Genomic DNA, 20,512 nt, shown 5'->3' with positions numbered 1-20,512 from the left:
ATGAGTACCACCGAACAATCCCCCGTAGTCTGGTCTCCGTCGGAAGCCGTCCTGACCAAGTCACGCATGGGCCGGTTCAAGGCCTGGCTGGAAGAGCAGGGCCACGGGCCCTTTGCCGACTACTACGCCCTGCACCAGTGGTCGATCGACGAGCTGGAGACCTTCTGGGCCAAGGTTTGGGACTACTGCGGCCTGGTCTGTGACACCCCGGCCGAGCGGATCCTGGGCAGCCGGGCCATGCCGGGTGCCGAGTGGTTCCCGGGCATGAAACTGAACTTCGCCGCCAACCTGCTGCGTCTGGCCGACGGCGACCACGCCAACCGCGAGGCCGTGGTGGCCTACTGCGAAACCCGACCGGTACTGCGCCGCAGCTACGCCGAACTGAAGGCCGATGTCGGCGCGCTGGAAGCCTTCCTGCGCAGCAGGAACATCCAGAGTGGCGACCGGGTTGCCGGTGTCGTCACCAATGGCTATGAGGCCATGGTCGGCATGCTCGCCGCCACCAGCCTGGGCGCGATCTGGAGTTCCGCTTCTCCCGATTTCGGGGTTGGCGCCATCCTCGACCGCTTTGGCCAGATCGAGCCGGCGGCACTGATTGCCGTCAACGGCTACGGCTACGGTGGCAAGGTGTTCGCCCGTCAGCAGGAGTTTGCCGAGCTGATCGCCGGCCTGCCGTCGCTCAAGGCGGTGGTGAGTGTGCAACAACTGCCTGACCAGGCACCCATCGACGGCGACCTGGTAACCCCCTGGGACCAGGCTCTGGCCGCCGGTGCCGGTCAGGCCCCGAGCTTTACCCCGCAGGACCCGGACCATCCGGTCTACATCCTGTATTCCTCCGGCACCACCGGCAAGCCCAAGTGCATCGTGCACGGCACCGCCGGCCTGCTGGTCAATCACGCCAAGGAACTGATGCTGCAGGGCGACGTCGGCCCGGACGACCGGTTCCTGTACTTCACCACCTGCGGCTGGATGATGTGGAACTGGCAGGCCTCGGCCCTGATGACCGGCGCTGCCGTGATCACCGTCGACGGCTCCCCGGGCTACCCCAGCCTGAACGCCCTGTGGCAGACCGTGGCCGAGGAAAAGGTCAGCCACTTCGGCACCAGCGCCCGGTTCCTGGCCGGTTGCCGCAAGGCCGAACTGCGGCCGGCCAAGGACCTGGACCTTGGCGCCCTGCGGGTGCTGTTCTCCACCGGCTCACCGCTGCTGCCGGAAGACTACGACTGGGTCTACAGCGATGGTGCCCCGAACGTCCTGCTCGGCTCCATTGCCGGCGGCACCGACATCTGCGGCTGCTTCGTCGGTGCGACCCCGCTGCTGGCGGTACGCCGGGGCGAGATCCAGTGCCGGTTCCTGGGCGTGGATGCCGTGGCCTACGGTGACGACGGCCAGCCGGTCACCGGTGGCCGGGGTGAGTTGGTGTGCCGCCAGCCGCTGCCGTCCATGCCGGTCAGCTTCTGGGACGACGCCGACGGCGCCCGCTACCGCGCCGCCTACTTCGAAACCTTCCCGGGCGTCTGGGCCCACGGCGATTTCATCGAATTCACCGAGCACGGTGGCGCCATCATCTACGGCCGCTCCGATGCCACCCTGAACCCGGGCGGCGTGCGCATCGGCACCGCGGAGATCTACCGGCAGGTGGAAACCATCGCCGAGGTGAAAGACAGCCTGGTGGTGGGTCGGCAGATCGACGGCGACGTGGAAGTGGTGCTGCTGGTGGTGCCGGCGGAGGGCCAGGCCATCACCGACGACCTGCTGAAACTGCTGCGCACCCGCATCCGCGAAGGCGCCAGCCCCCGGCACGTGCCCAAGCACATCGTCGACGTGGCCGACATCCCCTACACCCGCAGCGGCAAAAAAGTGGAACTGGCGGTCGCCCGCCTGATCAACGGCTCCACCAAGGCCGACAACCGCGACGCCCTGGCCAACCCGGAAGCCCTGGATCACATCCGCGACCGGTTGGCGCAAGCGAAGCTGCTGCCCGGCGGCTAGGACAGGCCGGGTGATCAAGTGGTGGGGTCTGACTGGCGTTGAAAGCGCGAGTGGACGCCACTGCCCAGGTCAGCCGCGCAAGGGCGAAGCCCCCATTCAGAACTGTGCCTCGCCAGGGATGGCGAGGCCCAAGCGCCACAGGGGTTCGGCCAAGCGGTTATGAAGCAGAGCTTCATGCGCCGGCCGAACGCCCGCAATCTGTGATTGCGGGCAGGACCCGCGTGCGGGGGCTTGAGCGGGTTCTGAATGGGGGCTTCGCCCTTGTGCTACCTGGAGCCCTCAAATGTACGAAAGTTTCGTAAATTCGAGGTTTTTCATCGTCCTGTAACGGGAATTAGCGAACTTTTAGTCCGTTCTTATACTAAGATCGTAACCCGGATTTACGAAAAAATGGTATCTTAGTAGGTCTATCAAAAGTTCCTAATCAGTCATTGCTCCGGCCGGGCGTTCACAAGACGCCTGACCACGCCATGACCGTCCTGAACCCACCCATTAGCCTGAGGACGAAAATGACATCATCCAAAGCCAAGATTGTCTATACCCTGACCGACGAGGCTCCTGCCCTCGCCACCCGGTCACTTCTTCCGATCCTGGAAACCTACGCCAAGCCGGCTGGCATTGAATTCGAAACCAGCGACATTTCCCTCGCGGCGCGTATCCTGGCGAATTTCCCGGACTACCTGGAAGAAGATCAGCGGGTTCCGGATGCTCTGGCCGAGCTGGGCGAGTACACCAAAGACCCGGACGCCAACATCATCAAGCTGCCCAACATTTCTGCCTCCATCCCGCAGCTGCGCGCAGCCATCAAGGAACTGAACCAGCAGGGCTTCAAGGTACCGGAGTACAAAGAGCACCCGGCCACCGACGAAGAGAAAGAGATCAGTGCCCGCTACGGCAAGGTTCTGGGCAGTGCCGTCAACCCGGTGCTGCGTGAAGGCAACTCTGACCGTCGCGCCCCGACCGCGGTCAAGGCCTTCGCCCGTAAATACCCCCATTCCATGGGTGAGTGGAGCCCGGCTTCCCGCACCCACGTGGCGCACATGCGCGGCGGTGACTTCTACTCCAGCGAGCAGTCCGTCACTCTCGACAAGGCCACCACCGCCAACATCGTGTTCGAGAACAAGCAGGGCCAGCAGACCGTGCTCAAGTCCGACCTGCCGCTGCAGGACGGCGAAGTGCTGGACGGCATGTTCATGAGCAAGAAAGCGCTGGTGAAGTTCTTCGAGGATGCCATCGAAGACTGCGAGAAGACCGGCGTCATGTTTTCCCTGCACGTGAAAGCCACCATGATGAAAATCTCCCACCCGATCGTGTTCGGTCACGCGGTGAAGGTTTTCTACAAGGACCTGTTCGAGAAGTACGGTGACCTGTTCGACGAGATCGGCGTCAACCCGAACAACGGCCTGTCCAGCGTGGTCGAGAAGATCAAGCAGCTGCCGGAGTCCAAGCAGGAGCAGATCCAGGAAGACCTGCACGCCTGCTACGAGCACCGTCCGGAAATCGCCATGGTCGATTCCGTCAAGGGCATCACCAACCTGCACGTACCGAGCGACGTTATCGTTGACGCCTCCATGCCGGCGATGATCCGTAACTCCGGCAAGATGTGGGCCCGGGACAACAAGCTCAAGGACACCAAGGCGGTCATGCCGGAGTCCACCTACGCCACCATCTACCAGGAAGTCATCAACTTCTGTAAGACCCACGGCGCTTTCGATCCGACCACCATGGGCACCGTGCCCAACGTCGGCCTGATGGCCCAGAAGGCGGAAGAGTACGGCTCCCACGACAAGACCTTCGAAATCAAGGAAGCCGGTATCGTGCGGGTGATTGCCGAAGACGGCACCGTGCTGACCGAACACAACGTCGAGCAGGGCGACATCTGGCGTGCCTGCCAGACCAAAGACCTGCCGATCCGCGACTGGGTCAAGCTGGCCGTGAGCCGTGCCCGAGCCACCGGCATGCCGGCGGTGTTCTGGCTCGACGACGAGCGTGCCCACGACGCCCAGCTGATCAAGAAGGTCGAGACCTACCTGAAGGAGCACGACACCGACGGTCTGGAAATCCACATCATGTCGCCGGTGCGCGCCATCCGCTGGACCATGGAGCGCCTGATCCGCGGTCTGGACACCATCTCCGTGACCGGCAACGTGCTGCGGGACTACCTGACCGACCTGTTCCCGATCCTGGAGCTGGGCACCAGCGCCAAGATGCTGTCCATCGTGCCGCTGCTGAACGGCGGTGGTCTGTACGAGACCGGTGCCGGCGGTTCCGCGCCCAAGCACGTACAGCAGCTGATTCAGGAAAACCACCTGCGCTGGGATTCCCTGGGCGAGTTCCTGGCCACGGCGGTATCCCTGGACGAGCTCGGTGAAAAGCAGAGCAACGAGCGGGCGCGCCTGCTGGGTCAGACCCTGGACAAGGCCACCGAGCGTCTGCTGGAGAACAACCAGTCGCCGTCCCGGGTCACCGGTGAGCTCGACAACCGCGGCTCCCACTTCCACCTGGCCCGTTACTGGGCGGAAGAGCTGTCCAAGCAGGACAGCGACAAGGAGCTGAAGGAGTTCTTCGCCAAGCTGTCCAAGCAGCTGGAAGAACACAAGGACAAGATCCTGGAAGAGATGACCGTGGTCCAGGGTCACCCGGCCGACATCGGTGGTTACTACCACCCGCCGATGGAGAAGGTGTGCAGCGTGATGCAGCCGAGCGAGACTCTGAACAAGATCCTCGCCGACGCCCGCGCTTCGGTCAGCTAAGACCCGGGCCGACAGGGGCGGACCAGACGCCGCCCCGAGGCCTCAGAAACCCGGATCGCCGACCACGGCGGTTCGGGTTTTTTTGTGTCCGGGCCATGGCTCAGGGCTGACGCAACTCGGCAAACTCCCCATCGACCAGACCGGCCAGGTCCGCCGGTGCCAGCTCGATCTCCAGGCCCCGGCGGCCGGCGCTGACAAAGATGGTGTCGAAGCCCAGGGCCGAGTCGTCGATGAAGCTGCGCAGCCGGCGCTTCTGCCCCAGCGGGCTGACGCCGCCGAGCACGTAGCCGGTGCTGCGCTGGACCGCCGCTTTCTCGGCCATGGTGGCCTTCTTGCCCCGGGCCGCCTTGGCGATCCGCTTCAGGTTCAGCTGCGTGGTCACCGGCACCAGGCCCACCACCAGTTCCTTGCCATCGATCGCCACCACCAGGGTCTTGAACACCCGGGCTGGGTCCACCGCCAGTTTGTCCGCCGCCTCGGTGCCATAACTTTGGCTGTTCGGGTCGTGGTCGTATTCGTGGATCCGGTGTTCGGTACCGGCGGTCCGGGCGGCGTCGATTCCGGGTGTCATGGCCTCTCCTGAGCTGTCATTAATGCCTCGAATCTATCACAGTATGCCGGTCCCAGCGGTGTTTCGATGGCAACCACTCCGGTCCATGGCCATAATGACGCCAGAAGCACTGACCATCGCAGAACCCAGAAGAAGGTTGTACCCGGATGAACCGTCTAGCCCGCCGTGCCCTCCATACCTGCAAGGTCCCCGAGGATTTGTCGACTGTCACCGCCTACGACAACGCCAACGAACACCCGGAGACCGTCGGGGTCAGCGCCGACACCATCGATGCCATCTGGCACAGTGTCGAGGCGCTGTACCGGACCGGTGTGCACCCGGGCATGCAGCTGTCGCTGCGCCATCGCGGCGAGCAGATCCTGCACCGGGCCATCGGCCACGCCACCGGCAACGGTCCCGACGACAGCGCCGACGCCCTGAAGACCCCCATGACCACTGACACCCCGGTGTGTTACTTCTCGGCGTCCAAGGCGGTGACCGCGCTGCTGATCCACATGCTGGCGGAGCAGGGCCTGGTCAACCTGACCGACCCGGTGTGCTACTACTGCCCCGAGTTTGCCCAAAGCGGCAAGCGGACCATCACCGTGCACCAGGTTCTGTCCCACCGGGGCGGTATTCCCGCCATTCCCCGGGATACCCCGATCGACGTGCTCTGGGACAAGGACGAGATCTGGCGCCTGCTGTGCGAGGCCAAGCCGGTGGAGGTGGACGGCGCCAAGGTGGCCTATCACGCGGTCACCGGTGGCTTCGTGCTGCAGCGAGTGCTGGAGAAGGTCACCGGTCAGAGCATCGAGCAGTACCTGGATACGCACCTGCGCCAACCCATGGGCATGACTTGGTTTACCTACGGCATTGCGCCCGAACACCTGCACCAACTGGCCCGCAACTACGCCACCGGACCGACACCGCGGTTCCCGGTCTCCTGGGTGGTCCGGCGGGCCCTGGGCAGCGATATCCACACCGTCGAGCAGGTCACCAACGACCCGCGGTTCCAGGAGGCGGTGATTCCCGCCGGCAACCTGTGCGGGACCGCTGAAGAGATGGGCCGGTTCTTCCAGATGATGCTCAACGGCGGGGTCTGGAACGGCAAGCGCATCTGCAGCGAACTGACCGTGCGCCGGGCCATCCAGCAGTTTGGCTCGCTGCAGATCGACCGCACCATGATGATCCCGATGCGCTTCAGCGCCGGCCTGATGCTGGGCGGCAACCCGGTCGGGCTCTGGGGCCCGCAGAGCCGGGACGCCTTCGGCCACATCGGCCTGATCAACAAGCTGTGCTGGGCCGATCCGGCCCGGGATATCTCGGTCAGCCTGGTCAACACCGGCTTCCCGATCGTCGGGCACCATTTGCCGGCCCTGGCGAAGTTCGTCTACACCGTGTGCAACCGGTTCCCGCTGATCCCCGAGCACCAGCGACCGCTGGCGCTGGCCTGAGGGCCCGGACTACAGGGTTCGCAACTGCTCCTCGAGGATGCCCAGCACCGACGACAGTATGTCCCGGAAGTCGGTCAGGGTCTGGGTGCGCTGGATCACGTCCTCGCGGTTTTCATCCAGCCGTTCCAGCTTGGGCACCACCCGCCGGATGCCTTCGGTGATGACCTCGTAGGGGTAGTGGTGGTCCTGGATGCTGAGCTTGTTGATCTCCGACACCTCCTGGCTGAGGATGCTGATGATGTCGTACAGCAGGTCCTTGTGCTGGATGCTGCTGGCCTCCCAGTAGGCGTCGTCCAGCAGTTCCAGCAGGGACAGGTATTCGCGCAGGGTGTCGGCAACGGAGGTCTGGCTCATGGCTACTCTCGGGGCTGGTCGAAGCGGTCAGAAAATTCGGTTGTTGCAGGGAACTATAGCAGGGCCTGAACGGGGGTGAGAGTCCGGAGCCCTGCCTGCGGCGGGACAAAAATGAAACGTTATTCATTTTTGTTGCGTTTTCGCAGGTCTAGGCGCAGACTCCGTACAGGGACACGGATCTATCACGACTCATTGGACGAGAAGCCGAATGGATAAGCCCACCCAAAGCCATCAGGAGCCACCCGAGCGCTCGGTCAAGCTGGATCAGCATGACAGCGTCCGGGACCACGTGCACCAGCAGCTGAGTTCCGAAGTCGAGCGCCTGGAACGGCGCATCGAAACCCTGCGCCTGACCAACGCCCCCCACGCCGCGATCATGATCTCCGCGTACGAGCGGATGATCGACCGCAAGAAAGGCTTTCTCCAGGCCTGGAACCTGAACCACAACCGCGCTTACTGACGCTCCGGCACCGCCACCGTTGACCAGCTGGCCTTGGCCTCGGCCGGGTCCTGGTACGCGCAATAGTCCGGATTGTTAGCGGTGTTGTCCGGGTCTTCCTCGGTGCCGGCCGGCACCGTCGCCGGCTCACCGTCGGAGCTGAAAATCCGCACCCTTTGCATCGGGTAGTCCAGTTCCACCCGCAGACAATCGGGGCTGGCGTCCGGCGCCATCGAGTTGTCGTGCCGGCTCAAGTCGACCACCTGCCGATCCGGACTCTTGATGAACAGGGTGTCGATCTTTTCGTCCACGAAATCCTGGCGCAGTTCCACGCTGCCATAGCTGCGGCTCAGGTAGTCGGCGGTGGCGTACTCCGGCGCGTTGTAACCCACCTGCTTGAAGCTGGTGGCATCGAACCGGGTGCCGGCCAGCAGGCTGACCAGTTCCGGCTGGTGCTCTTCCTGGTCCGGCTCGACGCTGCGGCTGACGTACTGGATGGACCGGTACACCTGACCGCCGTCGCGGTCCGAGCGTCCGGGTACGTAGCGCCAGTCCAGGGTCGGGTACAGCCAGAGCCGGTCGTTCAGCGCGGCCGCGTCCAGCACCGCGGCCTGGTCGGTAAAGCGGATGTCGGCGTCCTTTTCCCGGGTGCTGTAGGTCCCTGCCTCACCGTTGGTGGCCCGTTCCACCATGTACCGCCGGCCCTCGACACAGTTCGCCACCTGGCCGGAGGCGATCACCTGGTTCATCAGATCCAGCGGATTGCGCACCCGAATGTAGCTCCGGCCATCCTCCGCCGGCGTGGCCCGGATGAACACCCGGATGTGTGCGCGCAGCTCCGCCGCCGAGTCCCGGCTCTCGCTGCTTTCGCCCTCTGCCGGCTCGATGCCGCGGTAGACGTCATCGAAGCGGGTCTGGGCAATGGTGCCCGGCGCCCGTTCGGAGTCTTCCAGGTCGAAGGTGGAGAAGGTCAGGTCGACGTCGGTGGCCGGGTTGAAGGCGCTGGACCCGGAGTTCTCGGGGCCGCAGCCGGCCAGGCCCAGGCTGATCAGGGTGGCCGAGGCGAACGTGCCAAAGAAATGTCTCATTTAATCCCGCTCTGAGATGCGCAAAGGACGGTAAACGGCTAAAGTGGAAAGCCGCGGGGTCGTGTGCCCCGGTTCGTAGGCTGACAATAACGAATAGAACAGGCTTCTACGCGCGCGGAGATCACATTTTGCGGCAATGGATTCACCCGGTATCGTCGGCGGTGGCTTGTGCCTTTCAGGCCCTGCTCATGGTCCTGTCACTGGGCGCACCGGCGGCAGAGGGCGCCGACGTACCCTGCCGCGACGGCACCCTGATCCTCGGCGCCAGCACCACCAGCGTGCGCGATCTGGGCAACTGCATCTGGTACCTGGAGGACCCGGACCAGGCGCTGAGCTTCGCCGAGATCAAGCATCGGGAGCTGGCGGCCTTCAGCCGCCACCAGGACGGCGTGCTGAATTTTGGTTACACCGAGTCCGCCTACTGGACCCGGTTCCAGGTCCGGGTGGTGGACAGCGCCAGTGCCCCCGAATGGATTCTTGAGCTGGCCCTGCCCCTGGTGGACGACGTCCGGCTCTACCTGGTGCGGGATGGCACCCTGGTCCAGCAAAACCAGGCCGGCTACCGCGACCACTGGGCTGAGCGGGACCTGGCGGTGCCCAATCCGGCCTTCCGGCTGGCGTTGACCCCGGGCACCACCCACACCGTGTTCCTGCGCATCACCAACACCAACACCTTCCGCCTGCCCATCAGTCTCTGGCGCCCGGACAGCTACATCGAAAAAGTCTCGGTGGACGAGGTGGTCCGTGGCCTACTGCTCGGGGCCGTGCTCGCCATCCTGGCCTACAACCTGTTCGTGGCCGTCTCGGTGCGCGACCGCAGCAGCGTCTACTACGTGTTCTACCTGGTGTCCGCGGCGATCTTCATCGTCACCGAGCAGGTCCACGGCATCCAGCTGATCGACAGCCGGCCGGCGCTGTTCGACAAGGACTACCTGCACTTCCAGATCATCCTGACCTGGTTCTTCGGCCTGCTCATGGCCCGCTCGCTGCTGGAGACCCGGGAGCACTCGGCGGATCTGGACCGGGTGCTGCAGCTGTGCCTGATGTCGGTGGTGGCCACAGGCCTGCTGTCGCTGTTCCTGCCCTACCACGTCGCCATGGAGTGGATCGTCATCGCCTCGTTGGTGCTGAGCCTGGTGCTCATCGTGGTCAGTTACCTGTCCTGGCGCTACTACAACCCGGCGGCCCGGTCCTACTTCTTTGCCTGGACCCTGGCACTGGTCGGGTTCGGCGTCTATGCCCTGACGGTCATGGGCTACCTGCCGCTCAACACGCTCACCAATTACTCGCCCCAGATCGGCCTGACCGCCCAGATCATCCTGTTCTCCTTTGCCCTGGCCGACCGCATCAAGCAGATCCAGGGCGAGGCCCTGGGCTGGAGCCAGCGCGCGCTGTCCAACCTGCAGCGCTATCAGTCGCTGTTCGATAACGCCGTCGAGGGGGTGTTCCAGATGGCCCCGGACCGCCGGTTCATCACCGCCAACCCGGCCATGGCGGAGTTGATGGGTTACGGCAGCAGCCAGGAGTTGCTGGCCAGCAACCCGGACGTCCTGGACACCTGCATCGCCGACCAAACCCTGCGCCAGTGGGTGGTGGCACAGCTCGAAGCCGAGGGCACGGTCAAGGGCGTCGAGGCCCGCTACCTGACCCGGGACGGTGAGGAGCGGTGGGCCAACATCTCGCTGCACACGGTGTATGACGCCGACGGCGTGCCGGTGCATCTGGAGGGCACCTGCATCGATGCCACCGAGAGCCACCAGCGCCAGCGCATCGAACGGGAGCGGGAGCAGGAGCGGCTGGAGAAGGAGCTGGCCCGCAATTCCGCCGAGGCCAAGAGCCAGTTCCTGGCCAACATGAGCCACGAGATCCGGACCCCGCTGGCGGCCATCATCGGCTACGGCGAGTCCCTGCTGGACCCGGACCTGAGTCCGCAGGACAAGCAGAGCAGCGCCGAAACCGTGGTGCGCAGCGGCCGGCACCTGCTGGAGCTGGTCAACGACATCCTGGACCACTCCAAGATCGACGCCAACAAGCTGGATGTCGACGTGGTGTCGGTGAACCTGCCGGAATTGCTGGATGAGATCCGTGCCTTTTTTGCCCCGCGGGCCCGGGAGAAGGGGCTGGATTTCAGCATCGTCTGCGAGTACCCACTGCCCGAACAGGTCTTGACGGACCCCACACGTTTCCGACAGATTATTATCAATCTGTGTGGAAATGCCCTGAAATTCACGGAAAAAGGATCGATTTCCCTGGTTGTCCGCTGTGACCGGGAGGCCGAGATGCTGATCGCTCGGGTCGTCGACACCGGCATTGGTATGAAACCGGAGCAGCTGGAGCGGCTGTTCGATCCCTTTGCCCAGGGCAGTGCCGCGATCTCCCGCCAATACGGCGGCACCGGTCTGGGCCTGAGCATTTCCCGGCGGCTGGCGGAAATGCTCGGCGGCAGCATTCGGGTCAACAGCAGCTACGGCGAGGGCAGCGAGTTCGAACTGTCGATCCGGACCGGCGCTCTGGACCAGGTGCATTTCCTGCGCGACGCCTCGGAACTCAGCCAGCGCCGGCGCAGCATTCCGATGGTGGTGGCGCCGCGCCTGCACGGCCGCATCCTCTGCGCCGAGGACAACGAAACCAACCGGCGCCTGGTGTCCCTGCTGGTCGGGCGCACCGGTGCCGAACTGGTGCACGTCGGCAACGGCGCCGAGGCCCTGGATCTGGCCCTGCGTGAGGATTTCGACCTGATTCTGATGGACATCCAGATGCCGGTGATGAACGGTCGGGATGCCACCGCGGCCCTGCGCGAGGCCGGCGTCAACACCCCGGTCATTGCCCTGACCGCCAATGTCATGGCCGAGGACATCGCCGATTACCGGCTGGCCGGGTGCAATGAACACCTGGCCAAGCCCATCGACAAGCGACGGTTCTACGAAGTGCTCGGCCGGTATCTGCAGGTTCGCACCGAGACCGAGGAGGCCCCGGCGCGGAATTTCAGCGGCCGGGTGCTGGTGGCCGAAGACAACGATGACAACCGTCGGCTGGTGGAGCGTATGCTGACCCGGGCAGGGGTCGAGGTGCTGGCGGTCGCCAGTGGCGAGGACGCGGTCCGCCGGGCCCTGTCCGAGTCAATCCAGCTGGTGCTGATGGACAGCCACATGCCGGGCATGGACGGCGTCGCCGCTACCCGGCTGCTGCGCCAGACCGGGTTCCGGCGGCCGATCCTGGCCTTTACCGCCGGCGACCAGAAGGAGACTGATGCCCTGCTGGCGGCCGGCTGCGACGGCGTGCTGGACAAGCCGATCGACCACAGTCACCTGCAGGCGGCGCTGGACCGGTTCCTCAAGCCCCAGGCCGGTCGACAGGCCCGGTATGACGAGGACGACGAGATCGAGCACCTGGTACCCCAGTTCCTGGGAGGACTGGTGGGCCGCCGGAGCCGTATGGAAGCCGCCTGGGCGGACGCGGACGCCAGCACGCTGAGGTCGGAAGCGCACCAGATCAAGGGCACCGCCGGTGCCATGGGCTACCCGCTGATGACCCGCCAGGCGGGTGAGTTGGAAGCCCTGCTGAAAGCCGAGGTGCCGGACTGGCCCCGAGTGGGCGAGGAGCTCGACAGCCTTTACGGCATGATCGACCGGGCCTGCGCCGCAGCCGCGATACCGACCCGGATGGGAACCCAATAATAACGACAGGAACAGGTAATGACCGACACACAACCACGCAAAGAGCAGTACAACCTGAGCATGATGTACGGCACCTACGCCGACATCCTGTTCGTGCTTTTCCCGTTCCTGGTGATCGGCATGCAGCGGCTGTGGGAAGGCCGGCTGTACGAGACCCTGATGCGCCCGGATCTGAGCATTGCCGCCGCCATCCTGGCCGGGCTCGCCATCGGCAAGTTCGTGCTTGGGCTGGTCACCAATCGGGAGCTGGGTCGTTTCAAGGAGCGCATCGTGTTCTTCATTGCCCTGACCCTGTTTGTGGTGCTCGGCCCGGCAATCATCCTGATGCTGAGTATACTGGGCAGTGTCGACGTACCCGGCTTCGTGGCCTTTGTGCAGCCGGTGCTGCTGATCATCGCCATTTCCCTTTATTCCACCGCGGTCAGTATCAGCAACATCCTGACCCGTCACGGCACCGACGAGTCGGGCTCAGGCCCGGTTGCCGATGCGCCGGAACCGGCGCGGCCAAGCCCGGCGCCGCTGGATCTGCCCCGGCGCACCGGGAACGGCGCCCCGTGACGCTCGGATGAGGACGAGGCTAGACGAACAATGACAGGAGAAAGACGATGACTGACCTCAGGGTTCTGGTGGTCGAAGACGAACCGGTGATGAGGGCGCGGCTGGTCGACATGCTCTACAAGGCCGGAGCCACCCAGGTGTCCGATTGCGTGGACGCGGCGGCGGCGCGTGCGGCCTTTGCCGCCCAGGAGTTTCAGATCGTGCTGCTCGATTTGGGCCTGCCGGATGGCGATGGCCACGAGCTGATGCGGGAATTCAAGGGCCTGCGGCCGGAGCAGCATGTGGTGCTGGTGACCGCCGACGACACCATCGACAGCATCCAGCGGGCCATCAGTGCCGGGGCCAATGGCTACGTGGTCAAACCCTACTCCCAGGAAAAGATCCACGATGTGGTGAACAACTACGCCATGGTGCACGGGGGCGACCTGGCCATGATGCAGGGTCTGGACCGGCGTCACTGACCGGCCCGGACCCTGGCGACGGATTCAGGCGACCTGGCGGGCAATCCAGGAGTTGTAGCGGGTCGCCAGCGCCCGCACGTAGCGCGCCTCGGCGCCGTCCAGGCCGGTCAGCACGCCCTTGAAGATCCAGCCCCGTTCATAGAGACCAAGCACCCGCTGTTCGTCGTCCAGATTGACCCGCTGATTCAGTTTCTTGCAGATCGCATCCAAAAGCGGCAGCTTGGCCGGGCGCTTGAGCGGGCCCTGGCGGGAGTGCGTGGGTTGGTTCGCTGCACGTGGTGTCGGATGTCTTCTCATGATGTTCTCCTTGTCGTTTTGCGGCTGCAAAAACAAAAACCCCGGTGCCTGGGCGACCGGGGTTCTGTCGGAGAAACTGACCCGGTCGCCACATCGGCTCCCGGGACTGACCGAAAGCCGTTAGCTGATTTTCACCATGACCCGCGCGGACAGCGCCATGCGGCGATCCGTCGAGGTGTGGGTGTGGGCGAGAGTGTGCATAAGGGTATTCGGCTCTGTCGGTGTTCGGTTCAGTGTCAGTGTATCGGGTCATGGCCGCTTTGCAAGCGTCCGGCGGCTTCGGCAAACCCGTACAGACGGCAATGCTGCCGACGGGGATAATTCCAAGCGTCACGTGTTTTTACGTTGTGCAATCCACGGTTTCTGCCGCGCCAGAAACCGCATGGATCTCTCCTTTCTACGCAGCCCACTGGGCTGCGTTTTTTTTGCGGTAGTGGAAACCTCGTAGCCACATCCTCGTACAGATTTTGAACGACGCTCTGGCGATAATTTGCACACTAAACTAACGTTTGTGTTAAATGCTAAGAGGTTGAAACCTAAGTAAATGTCCGACCAAGACGGATCCATCCGCAACAAATTCCGCTCTCATTTCCTGATTGAACTCGCCTTGATTGCCGCCCTGGCCCTGTACCTGGTACTGGCCAAGGAACAGCCGGTCGGCGAAGACCTGGCCTTCACCGTGGTGGGCGCCGGCCTGATGGCGCTGGTGACTTACTGGACGCTCAATACCTTGCGGGACGGGCTCGAAGTGATGGTGGCGCGGGCCAGCCGGCTGCGCCACTGAGGCGGCCTTGGCACTCAGGCCGACCGGGGGTGGTCGGCCTGGTATCAGACCTGATGACTGTGGTCCGGCGCCGGGACCGGCTCGGCGCCCTCGGGCCGAATCCTTTCCCAGGTCCGGTGCAGGATCAGGGCGTCGTTCGCCGCCCGATGCACCGGCAAGCCCAGTTCTGAAATGACTTCCTGACGCAGGGCAGACCACTGCCGCACCTGTTGGGCGTTGAGCAGCATGGAGATGGACTCCAGCTGAAATTCCGGCCGCACCCGGGCAGCCCGGAACAGCCGGTGCAGCCAGAAGCTGTCGAAGGTCCAGGCGTCACAGAACACCTGCTCCGGGAGCAGTTCGTTCAGATGGTGGGCCACTTCCCGCACCGAGGTGCCTTCCGCTTCCAGCGTGGTTCGGGAAATGCCGTGAACGCGTTCGGCGCTGTCGGACCAGTCCTGCCAAAGGACATGGGGGGCGATCAGCCAGCTGTGCAGACTGCCGTCCGGCATGCAGAGGCCAACCTCAATCGGGTAGCTTGCAATCAGGTCGAGGCTGGAGGCCTCAAAATCGATGAACGCCGGGCGGATATCAGTGATCATTGGCTTAGTGTAGTCGATGCTTTGTTTTTAGCTGAGTTTAACCGCCCCGCTCGTGAGACGCGAACCCAACCTGTGCGTGCACTGTTACAATATGTCCACTCATTGTAAAAGCCCGATGACAGCCGCCTGTCACGGGGCCGGCAGTAAACCAGCACAACACGCTCGATACCATATGGGGATTCCGAATGACTGACACCGTGGTCGTAATCTATTCCGGAGGCATGGACTCCTACACCTTGCTGCACCTGGCCCGGGCCAGGGGCTTCAAGGTGCATGCCCTGTCCTTCAACTACGGCCAGCGCCACGTCCGGGAACTGGAGTGCGCGGCCTCGGTGGCCGACAGTCTTGGCATTCCGCACAAGGTCATCGATATCCGGGCCATGAACGAGGTGATGTCAGGCTCGGCCCTCACGTCCGGTATCGAGGTGCCCGAGGGTCATTACGAAGAAGACAGCATGAAGGCGACGGTGGTTCCGAACCGCAACATGATCCTGCTGTCGCTGGCCACCGGCTATGCCGTCACCGTCGGCGCCGGCGCGGTCTGGTACGGCGCCCACGGCGGCGACCACGCCATCTACCCGGACTGCCGGCCGGAATTCGTCGAGAAGATGGACGCCGTCTGTCGGGTCGCCAATTACGAGCCGGTCGCCATCGAGGCCCCATTCATGGCGCTGGACAAGGGCGAGATCCTGGCCGAGGGCCTGAAGCTGGGCCTGGATTACCGCCAGACCTGGACCTGCTACAACGGTCGGGCCCGGGCCTGCGGTCGTTGCGGTTCCTGTGTTGAGCGCCTGGAGGCCTTCGCCGCTCAGGGCGTGACCGACCCCCTGGACTACGAGGAGCGGGCTTGATGTACCGGGTCAAGGAAGCCTTCTACACCCTCCAGGGCGAGGGCGCCCAGGCCGGGCGCGCCGCTGTGTTCTGCCGGTTCAGCAAGTGCAATCTGTGGACCGGACGGGAGAAGGATCGGGCCGGCGCGGTGTGCAATTTCTGCGACACGGATTTTGTTGGCACCGATGGCCAGAACGGTGGCAAGTTCGAGACCGCCGAGGCCCTGGCCGAGCACCTTCGCGGTCTCTGGCCGCAGGCCCCGGGCCGGCCCTACGTGGTGTGCACCGGGGGCGAGCCGCTGTTGCAGCTGGATGAGGCCCTGATCGAGGCGTTGCATCGGGCCGGATTTGAGGTCGGGGTGGAAACCAACGGCACCCTGCCGGCCCCGGCCGGTATCGACTGGCTCTGTGTCAGCCCCAAGGCCGATGCCCCGGTGGTGCTGGCCGAGTGCGATGAACTCAAGCTGGTGTACCCGCAACCCCTTGCGCTGCCGGAGCGCTTCCAGGACTTCCGGGCCCGCCACTATTTCCTCTCGCCCATGGCCTCGCCCACCGCGCCCGATGCCGGTGTCGATGCCATCAAACAGAGCAACACCCGCAAGGCCACCGACTACTGCCTGGCGCACCCCCAGTGGCGCCTGACCCTGCAGATGCACAAGATCATCGGCATCGACTGAACCCCGGGCCTAGGTTGTCGCGCTCAGGGCCGGCTCCGGCCGTGCCACCGGGGGTGTCAGAGCCTGATTGCGGTACCGGCTCGGGCTGGTACCGGTCCAGCGCTTGAAGGCGCGGGTGAAGTTGGCGGCGTCGGCGTAGCCGAGGGCATCGGCAATCTGGCTCAGGTTCATGCGGGTGGTGGTCAGCAGTTCGCCGGCCCGTTCCAGCCGGACCTGGTCCACCAGATTCTGGAAGCTGGCGTTCTCCTCCTGCAGGCGACGTTTCAGGGTACGCTCGGACACGAACAGGGTGCCGGCCACCCGCGCCAGTTTCGGTGGGAAGGGGTGGCTGGTCTCAATCACCCGGCGCACCCGGCAGGCGAAACCGGCGTCCTCGGTGAGCTGGCGCAGGGCTTCCTCGCATTGATTGCGGGATGCGGCGGCCAGTTGATCGTTGCTGAAGCGGATCGGCAGGTTCAGCTGCGACGTCGGGATGACCAGGGCGTCTTCGCTCGCCCCGTACTCCACCGGCACCGGCAGCTGGGATCGGAAGCGCTGGAAGTAGGCAGGTTCGGGGCCGCGTCGCAGGACCCGGGTGCCCTCCACCACCTGACCGGTCAATTGTCCCCCCATGAACACGCAGCCGAACATGACCGCGTCCATGATGAAGCCCTGCAGGGGCCCCAGATCCATGCCGCAGCTGACCGTGTACCAGGCGTTGCCACCGTTCTGGCGTTTGCTTACCTGCAGGTGCGGTGCCCGCAGGGTCAGGTAACGGGTCATCAGCTCGAGGGCGTCTTCCAGGGTGCGACTGCTCATGACCGCGGTGCCCAGGGCGCCGTGCAGGGGCATTTTCAGTTCCCGGGCGAGCATGATGCCCAGCCCCGGCTCGCCGCTTTCGATGATGGCCCGGGTCACGAATTCACTGGCCTGGGTCTGGCTGACCCGCAGGTCGGTGGAGTTCAGGCGGTGGGGGTCCAGACCGACCCGCAGCAGGAGGTCGCGTTCGTCGACGCCAATGGTGTGCAGGAGTTCGGCCAGCAGGTGCAGGTAGATGGCCGGCATGCCCAAATCCTGTGCGGTGGAGACGGAGGCGCGCATGGATGTTCCTCGTTTCAGGCTGTTGTTGTTATGACGGGATTATGGATCCAGCCTGATTATGGCCGGTTCGGCCCGCTGCCCCCATGACTCCAGTGACGGACGGCCGGGCCAAACGGGCCAACTGGCCCAAGCGGCCAGCCCCCGACTGGCGGTCAGCGACAGTGGCGTTGCACGAACCGCTGCAGCACTTGTGCCGAGCGCCCGGGGTTTTCGATCATCGGCAGATGGCCGACGCCCCGAAACACATGCACCTCGGCCTCGGGGGTGGCGGTGCCGAACCAGTCGACGCAACGGGTCGGAGTGATCACGTCGCGATCGCCCCATTGCACCTGCAAGGGTGGTGACCCGGTCCCCAGGTAGCGGGCCGGAGCCAGGCCGTCGGCCACCATGTCCCGGAAGATGTGCCGTAACGACTCGGTGCGCTGGAGCAGATCCGGGCCCAGTAGGCCGGCCATGGCCAACCCGGACAGGGTGGGCTTGCCGGTCCCGACACTGTTGAACATGCGGTACACCCCGGACCAGTCCCGGGGAATGAGCACGCCGTCCCGGTCCGAGGTGAATGGCAGATCCGGGTCGACGCCCGGCCGCTCGGGGATGCCGGCGCTGTTCAGCAGGGTCAGCGATCGCGGCGCGGGCTCCAACTTGTGGGCCAGGATGGCGGCGATGGCGCCACCCATGGAGCTGCCGGCCAGGTGCAGGTTGTCGGTGGGGAATTGCGCCAGCCAGGTCCGCAGGCGCAGCGCCTGGGCCTCGTAGCCATAGTTGGCCTCGGGCCGGTAGTCGCTCTCACCCAGGCCGGGCAGATCCGGCACCAGCAGGTGCCAGTCCCGTGGCAGCAGCGGCAACCAGAACGCCCAGTTTTCCTTCATGGCGGCGAAGCCGTGCAGTAGGACCAGTGTCGGCCGGTCCGGTCCGGGCCGGCCGCGTTCCAGGTAGACCAGGCGGTGGCCATCCAGGTTGGTTTCGCGGCGCCGGGCCCGCAGCAACAGGCGCTGGCTGCTGCGGGCGGCGGGCCAGAAATTGGGGGCTGGAATTCTCATGGGCGGATGACCGGTCGGGTGGACGAATGCTCCTCAGTCTACCGCCATGGCCCCGGGGCGCCTTGGCCTCGAAGCCGCCCGGCGCCGGCTTTGGGGCAAAGGTTGGGGCAAATTTGAGCCACGGCCGGCGCCCGGATCAGAGCCGGAGGTCGGTGATCACCGGATCGTGATCGGACGAGCGCCAGGGCAGCGCCGCGTCCCCGGCCAAGCGGCCCTGATAGCCCAGCGCCCGGGGTTCGTCGGCGTTGAGCTTCCAGGGTCGGGCGGCCAGCACCCGCGGCTGCAGCGACGCCGACGCCAGGGCGTAATCCAGGGTGCCGGTGGCGCCGTTGTAGCGGTAGGTGGTGCCGGGACAGTGGTGGGCGCTACAGGGCTGGAACTGGTGGGTCATGCTGGCGTAGCCGGCGGCGCGGAACAGCTCGATCGGGGTTTCCCGGGCGTAGGCGTTCAGGTCGCCGGTGACCAGGGTGCCGGCCAGGTTCGCCGGCTCCGGCACTCGGGCCAGCCAGTCCACCAGCGCCTGCGCCGAGTGCCGGCGCTGGTTGGCGTAGCAGCCCTCGCCGTTGCCCGGTGCCCGTTCGGCGCCGGTGGCGCCGCGGCAGGACTTGGACTTGAGATGGACCGACAGGACCCGCACGCCGGCGTCGCCGGACCTGGCCCGGAACACCTGGCTCAGGGGTGGCCGGCCGCGATGCCGGAACGGGCCCGTGGTCAGTCGCTGCGGTGGCCCCTCGGCCCGGACCCGGTCGGCGCGGTAGAGCATGGCGGTGCGAATCTGGTCGTCGCCGTCCTGGCCGGGCGTTGCCACCACCCGCCATTCCGGCCCCAGGGCCCGGGCCAGTTGGGCGATGGCGCTGTCCGGGCCGTAACCGTCGTTTTCGACCTCGGCCAGACTCAGGATGTCCGGGTCCGGCGCCTGGAGCGCCGCCAGCAGGCGCTGGTGCTGGCGCTGGAACTGGCTCAGGGAGTCGGCGCCCCGTGGGGTCGGAAAGCCCTGACCGCGGCCATCGCCGTTGAAGTAGTTGCCCAGGTTGAAGGCCATGACCCGAACGTGCGGCGTGTCCGGTCGTTGTGGCGGCGGCGGGCGGGGATTGCCGGACTCGAAGGTTGGACTGGCTTCCGGCTGCATGCGCCAGGCGTCGAACCGGAAATCCAGCACCCCGGTCAGGTCCCGCACCCGGTCGCCGGCACGCAGGCTGGTGTCGGCGGTGAGGCCGGCCGGCGGCCAGGGCACAGGCCGGGGGTCGCGTTCGCGCCGGCCATCGTCCAGCAGCAGGCGCTGCTCGCGTTGGCGCCGGGCCAGGTCGAGGGCGGCCGGGCCAGGGGCATGCAGCTCGGTGGCAGTGATTTGATCGGCGCCGGCCAGGGTCAGTTCGCCGTACTGGGCCAGCCGGAAGTTGTCGATCACGGTCAGCGGGCCTTGGGCGCGAACCCGCATGTTCTCCAGGGCCTCCGGCGGTGTCTGCCAGGGCAGGGTTATCGGGAGCGGCTCGGGCAGCGCCTCGCGGCCGCACACGGCCAGGGCCTGAATCCCCACCAGTTCGGTCAGGCCATGGTATTCCTTGACCGTGCCGGTCAGGCGCAGGCGCTCCCCGGCTGTGCCCTGGGGTCGGCGGGTATAGACGAAGACGGCCTCGGAGGTGCGGGGGTCGGCGTCGACCTGGTGGTCCGCCTGCTGCAGGTAGAAACCCTGGAAGCCGCCGGGGTGCCGCAGGTCGAGGGTAAGCACGCCCTCCACGGTGACGGTGCGACCGGCCAGCGGCGAGCGGTCGCCGGTGCCCTGAATCTCAGCAATCGGGGTGGCGGGCTGACCACAGGCGTCGGCCCTGGACAGGGGGGTGTACAGCAGGGCCAGCAGGCTGCTGGCAAGGATGAGTCGGGCGGTTGTGGTCACGCC

General features: G+C 65.3%; 18 protein-coding genes. 10 read left to right on the top strand and 8 right to left on the bottom strand.

The window, feature by feature from the left end:
* Together U5822_RS05575 and U5822_RS05570 are read left to right on the top strand one after the other, a co-directional pair.
* On the top strand, window positions 1-1,992 hold the full coding sequence (locus U5822_RS05575) for an acetoacetate--CoA ligase (RefSeq protein ID WP_322854640.1): 1,992 nt from the start codon (window positions 1-3) through the stop codon (window positions 1,990-1,992).
* A 509-nt stretch (window positions 1,993-2,501) separates the two neighbouring features.
* Complete coding sequence (locus tag U5822_RS05570; protein ID WP_322854639.1) at window positions 2,502-4,745, top strand: NADP-dependent isocitrate dehydrogenase; 2,244 nt, start codon at window positions 2,502-2,504, stop codon at window positions 4,743-4,745.
* 100 nt (window positions 4,746-4,845) lie between these two features.
* Here U5822_RS05570 and ybaK read toward each other — a convergent pair whose 3' ends face one another.
* A complete protein-coding gene (gene ybaK, locus U5822_RS05565; RefSeq protein ID WP_322854638.1) occupies window positions 4,846-5,316 on the bottom strand; it encodes a Cys-tRNA(Pro) deacylase in 471 nt (156 codons plus the stop codon).
* A gap of 146 nt (window positions 5,317-5,462) precedes the next feature.
* Between ybaK and U5822_RS05560 the strand changes: the two genes are divergently transcribed.
* Window positions 5,463-6,749: a serine hydrolase domain-containing protein gene (locus U5822_RS05560; RefSeq protein ID WP_322854637.1), complete on the top strand. Its 1,287-nt coding sequence runs from the start codon at window positions 5,463-5,465 to the stop codon at window positions 6,747-6,749.
* A gap of 9 nt (window positions 6,750-6,758) precedes the next feature.
* On the opposite strand, the gene U5822_RS05555 is transcribed toward U5822_RS05560, so the two are convergent.
* A complete protein-coding gene (locus tag U5822_RS05555) occupies window positions 6,759-7,103 on the bottom strand; it encodes a hypothetical protein (protein ID WP_322854636.1) in 345 nt (114 codons plus the stop codon).
* A gap of 208 nt (window positions 7,104-7,311) precedes the next feature.
* Here U5822_RS05555 and U5822_RS05550 point away from each other — a divergent pair, with 208 nt between their 5' ends.
* Window positions 7,312-7,563 (top strand): hypothetical protein, encoded by a 252-nt coding sequence (locus U5822_RS05550; RefSeq protein WP_322854635.1) that lies wholly within the window; start codon window positions 7,312-7,314, stop codon window positions 7,561-7,563.
* Here the strand turns inward: U5822_RS05550 and U5822_RS05545 are convergent.
* Window positions 7,557-8,630 (bottom strand): hypothetical protein, encoded by a 1,074-nt coding sequence (locus U5822_RS05545; RefSeq protein ID WP_322854634.1) that lies wholly within the window; start codon window positions 8,628-8,630, stop codon window positions 7,557-7,559. The two genes, U5822_RS05550 and U5822_RS05545, sit on opposite strands and share 7 nt — an antisense overlap.
* A gap of 188 nt (window positions 8,631-8,818) precedes the next feature.
* On the opposite strand from U5822_RS05545, the gene U5822_RS05540 reads away from it, so the two are divergent.
* From U5822_RS05540 to U5822_RS05530, 3 genes are read left to right on the top strand one after another with little or no spacing between them, the layout of a single operon-like run.
* Window positions 8,819-12,307, top strand: a complete 3,489-nt coding sequence (locus U5822_RS05540) for a response regulator (protein WP_322856886.1) — start codon at window positions 8,819-8,821, stop codon at window positions 12,305-12,307.
* Between the two features lie 18 nt (window positions 12,308-12,325).
* Window positions 12,326-12,865, top strand: coding sequence for a hypothetical protein (locus U5822_RS05535; protein WP_322854633.1), 540 nt, complete (start codon window positions 12,326-12,328; stop codon window positions 12,863-12,865).
* A gap of 47 nt (window positions 12,866-12,912) precedes the next feature.
* Window positions 12,913-13,326: a response regulator gene (locus U5822_RS05530; RefSeq protein ID WP_322854632.1), complete on the top strand. Its 414-nt coding sequence runs from the start codon at window positions 12,913-12,915 to the stop codon at window positions 13,324-13,326.
* 24 nt (window positions 13,327-13,350) lie between these two features.
* On the opposite strand, the gene U5822_RS05525 is transcribed toward U5822_RS05530, so the two are convergent.
* Complete coding sequence (locus U5822_RS05525) at window positions 13,351-13,623, bottom strand: hypothetical protein (protein ID WP_322854631.1); 273 nt, start codon at window positions 13,621-13,623, stop codon at window positions 13,351-13,353.
* A gap of 544 nt (window positions 13,624-14,167) precedes the next feature.
* Here U5822_RS05525 and U5822_RS05520 point away from each other — a divergent pair.
* Window positions 14,168-14,407 carry a hypothetical protein gene (locus U5822_RS05520; protein WP_322854630.1) on the top strand — a complete coding sequence of 80 codons (240 nt, stop codon included), beginning with the start codon at window positions 14,168-14,170 and terminating at the stop codon, window positions 14,405-14,407.
* Window positions 14,408-14,451: 44 nt separating this feature from the next.
* Here U5822_RS05520 and U5822_RS05515 read toward each other — a convergent pair whose 3' ends face one another.
* Window positions 14,452-14,988 (bottom strand): 3'-5' exonuclease, encoded by a 537-nt coding sequence (locus tag U5822_RS05515; protein WP_322854629.1) that lies wholly within the window; start codon window positions 14,986-14,988, stop codon window positions 14,452-14,454.
* Window positions 14,989-15,173: 185 nt separating this feature from the next.
* On the opposite strand from U5822_RS05515, the gene queC reads away from it, so the two are divergent.
* Together queC and queE are read left to right on the top strand one after the other, a co-directional pair.
* The gene (queC, locus tag U5822_RS05510; RefSeq protein WP_322854628.1) at window positions 15,174-15,839 is read left to right on the top strand and encodes a 7-cyano-7-deazaguanine synthase QueC; all 666 of its coding nucleotides are present in this window, start codon (window positions 15,174-15,176) and stop codon (window positions 15,837-15,839) included.
* Entirely contained in the window at window positions 15,839-16,495 is a 657-nt protein-coding gene (gene queE, locus U5822_RS05505) for a 7-carboxy-7-deazaguanine synthase (RefSeq protein ID WP_322854627.1), read from the top strand. The genes queC and queE overlap by 1 nt, the downstream gene beginning before the upstream one ends.
* Window positions 16,496-16,504: 9 nt before the next feature.
* On the opposite strand, the gene U5822_RS05500 is transcribed toward queE, so the two are convergent.
* The 3 genes from U5822_RS05500 to U5822_RS05490 form a co-directional block, all read right to left on the bottom strand.
* The gene (locus U5822_RS05500; RefSeq protein ID WP_322854626.1) at window positions 16,505-17,575 is read right to left on the bottom strand and encodes an AraC family transcriptional regulator; all 1,071 of its coding nucleotides are present in this window, start codon (window positions 17,573-17,575) and stop codon (window positions 16,505-16,507) included.
* 152 nt (window positions 17,576-17,727) lie between these two features.
* Window positions 17,728-18,615 (bottom strand): alpha/beta fold hydrolase, encoded by an 888-nt coding sequence (locus tag U5822_RS05495; protein WP_322854625.1) that lies wholly within the window; start codon window positions 18,613-18,615, stop codon window positions 17,728-17,730.
* A gap of 136 nt (window positions 18,616-18,751) precedes the next feature.
* Window positions 18,752-20,509 carry an ExeM/NucH family extracellular endonuclease gene (locus tag U5822_RS05490; protein ID WP_322854624.1) on the bottom strand — a complete coding sequence of 586 codons (1,758 nt, stop codon included), beginning with the start codon at window positions 20,507-20,509 and terminating at the stop codon, window positions 18,752-18,754.
* Between the last annotated feature and the right edge of the window lie 3 nt (window positions 20,510-20,512).

This window comes from Marinobacter qingdaonensis, assembly GCF_034555935.1.
Classification (GTDB): Bacteria; Pseudomonadota; Gammaproteobacteria; order Pseudomonadales; family Oleiphilaceae; genus Marinobacter; species Marinobacter qingdaonensis.
The sequence above is the reverse complement of the archived record's forward strand: the minus strand, read 5'-3'. Positions and strand labels throughout refer to the sequence as shown.

Excerpts from the sequence above, each read along its gene's own strand:
- U5822_RS05575 (WP_322854640.1), top strand. The coding sequence starts at position 1 with ATGAGTACCACCGAACAATCCCCCGTAGTCTGGTCTCCGTCGGAAGCC.
- U5822_RS05570 (WP_322854639.1), top strand. The coding sequence starts at position 2,502 with ATGACATCATCCAAAGCCAAGATTGTCTATACCCTGACCGACGAGGCT.
- ybaK (WP_322854638.1), bottom strand. The coding sequence starts at position 5,316 with ATGACACCCGGAATCGACGCCGCCCGGACCGCCGGTACCGAACACCGG.
- U5822_RS05560 (WP_322854637.1), top strand. The coding sequence starts at position 5,463 with ATGAACCGTCTAGCCCGCCGTGCCCTCCATACCTGCAAGGTCCCCGAG.
- U5822_RS05555 (WP_322854636.1), bottom strand. The coding sequence starts at position 7,103 with ATGAGCCAGACCTCCGTTGCCGACACCCTGCGCGAATACCTGTCCCTG.
- U5822_RS05550 (WP_322854635.1), top strand. The coding sequence starts at position 7,312 with ATGGATAAGCCCACCCAAAGCCATCAGGAGCCACCCGAGCGCTCGGTC.
- U5822_RS05545 (WP_322854634.1), bottom strand. The coding sequence starts at position 8,630 with ATGAGACATTTCTTTGGCACGTTCGCCTCGGCCACCCTGATCAGCCTG.
- U5822_RS05540 (WP_322856886.1), top strand. The coding sequence starts at position 8,819 with ATGGTCCTGTCACTGGGCGCACCGGCGGCAGAGGGCGCCGACGTACCC.
- U5822_RS05535 (WP_322854633.1), top strand. The coding sequence starts at position 12,326 with ATGACCGACACACAACCACGCAAAGAGCAGTACAACCTGAGCATGATG.
- U5822_RS05530 (WP_322854632.1), top strand. The coding sequence starts at position 12,913 with ATGACTGACCTCAGGGTTCTGGTGGTCGAAGACGAACCGGTGATGAGG.
- U5822_RS05525 (WP_322854631.1), bottom strand. The coding sequence starts at position 13,623 with ATGAGAAGACATCCGACACCACGTGCAGCGAACCAACCCACGCACTCC.
- U5822_RS05520 (WP_322854630.1), top strand. The coding sequence starts at position 14,168 with ATGTCCGACCAAGACGGATCCATCCGCAACAAATTCCGCTCTCATTTC.
- U5822_RS05515 (WP_322854629.1), bottom strand. The coding sequence starts at position 14,988 with ATGATCACTGATATCCGCCCGGCGTTCATCGATTTTGAGGCCTCCAGC.
- queC (WP_322854628.1), top strand. The coding sequence starts at position 15,174 with ATGACTGACACCGTGGTCGTAATCTATTCCGGAGGCATGGACTCCTAC.
- queE (WP_322854627.1), top strand. The coding sequence starts at position 15,839 with ATGTACCGGGTCAAGGAAGCCTTCTACACCCTCCAGGGCGAGGGCGCC.
- U5822_RS05500 (WP_322854626.1), bottom strand. The coding sequence starts at position 17,575 with ATGCGCGCCTCCGTCTCCACCGCACAGGATTTGGGCATGCCGGCCATC.
- U5822_RS05495 (WP_322854625.1), bottom strand. The coding sequence starts at position 18,615 with ATGAGAATTCCAGCCCCCAATTTCTGGCCCGCCGCCCGCAGCAGCCAG.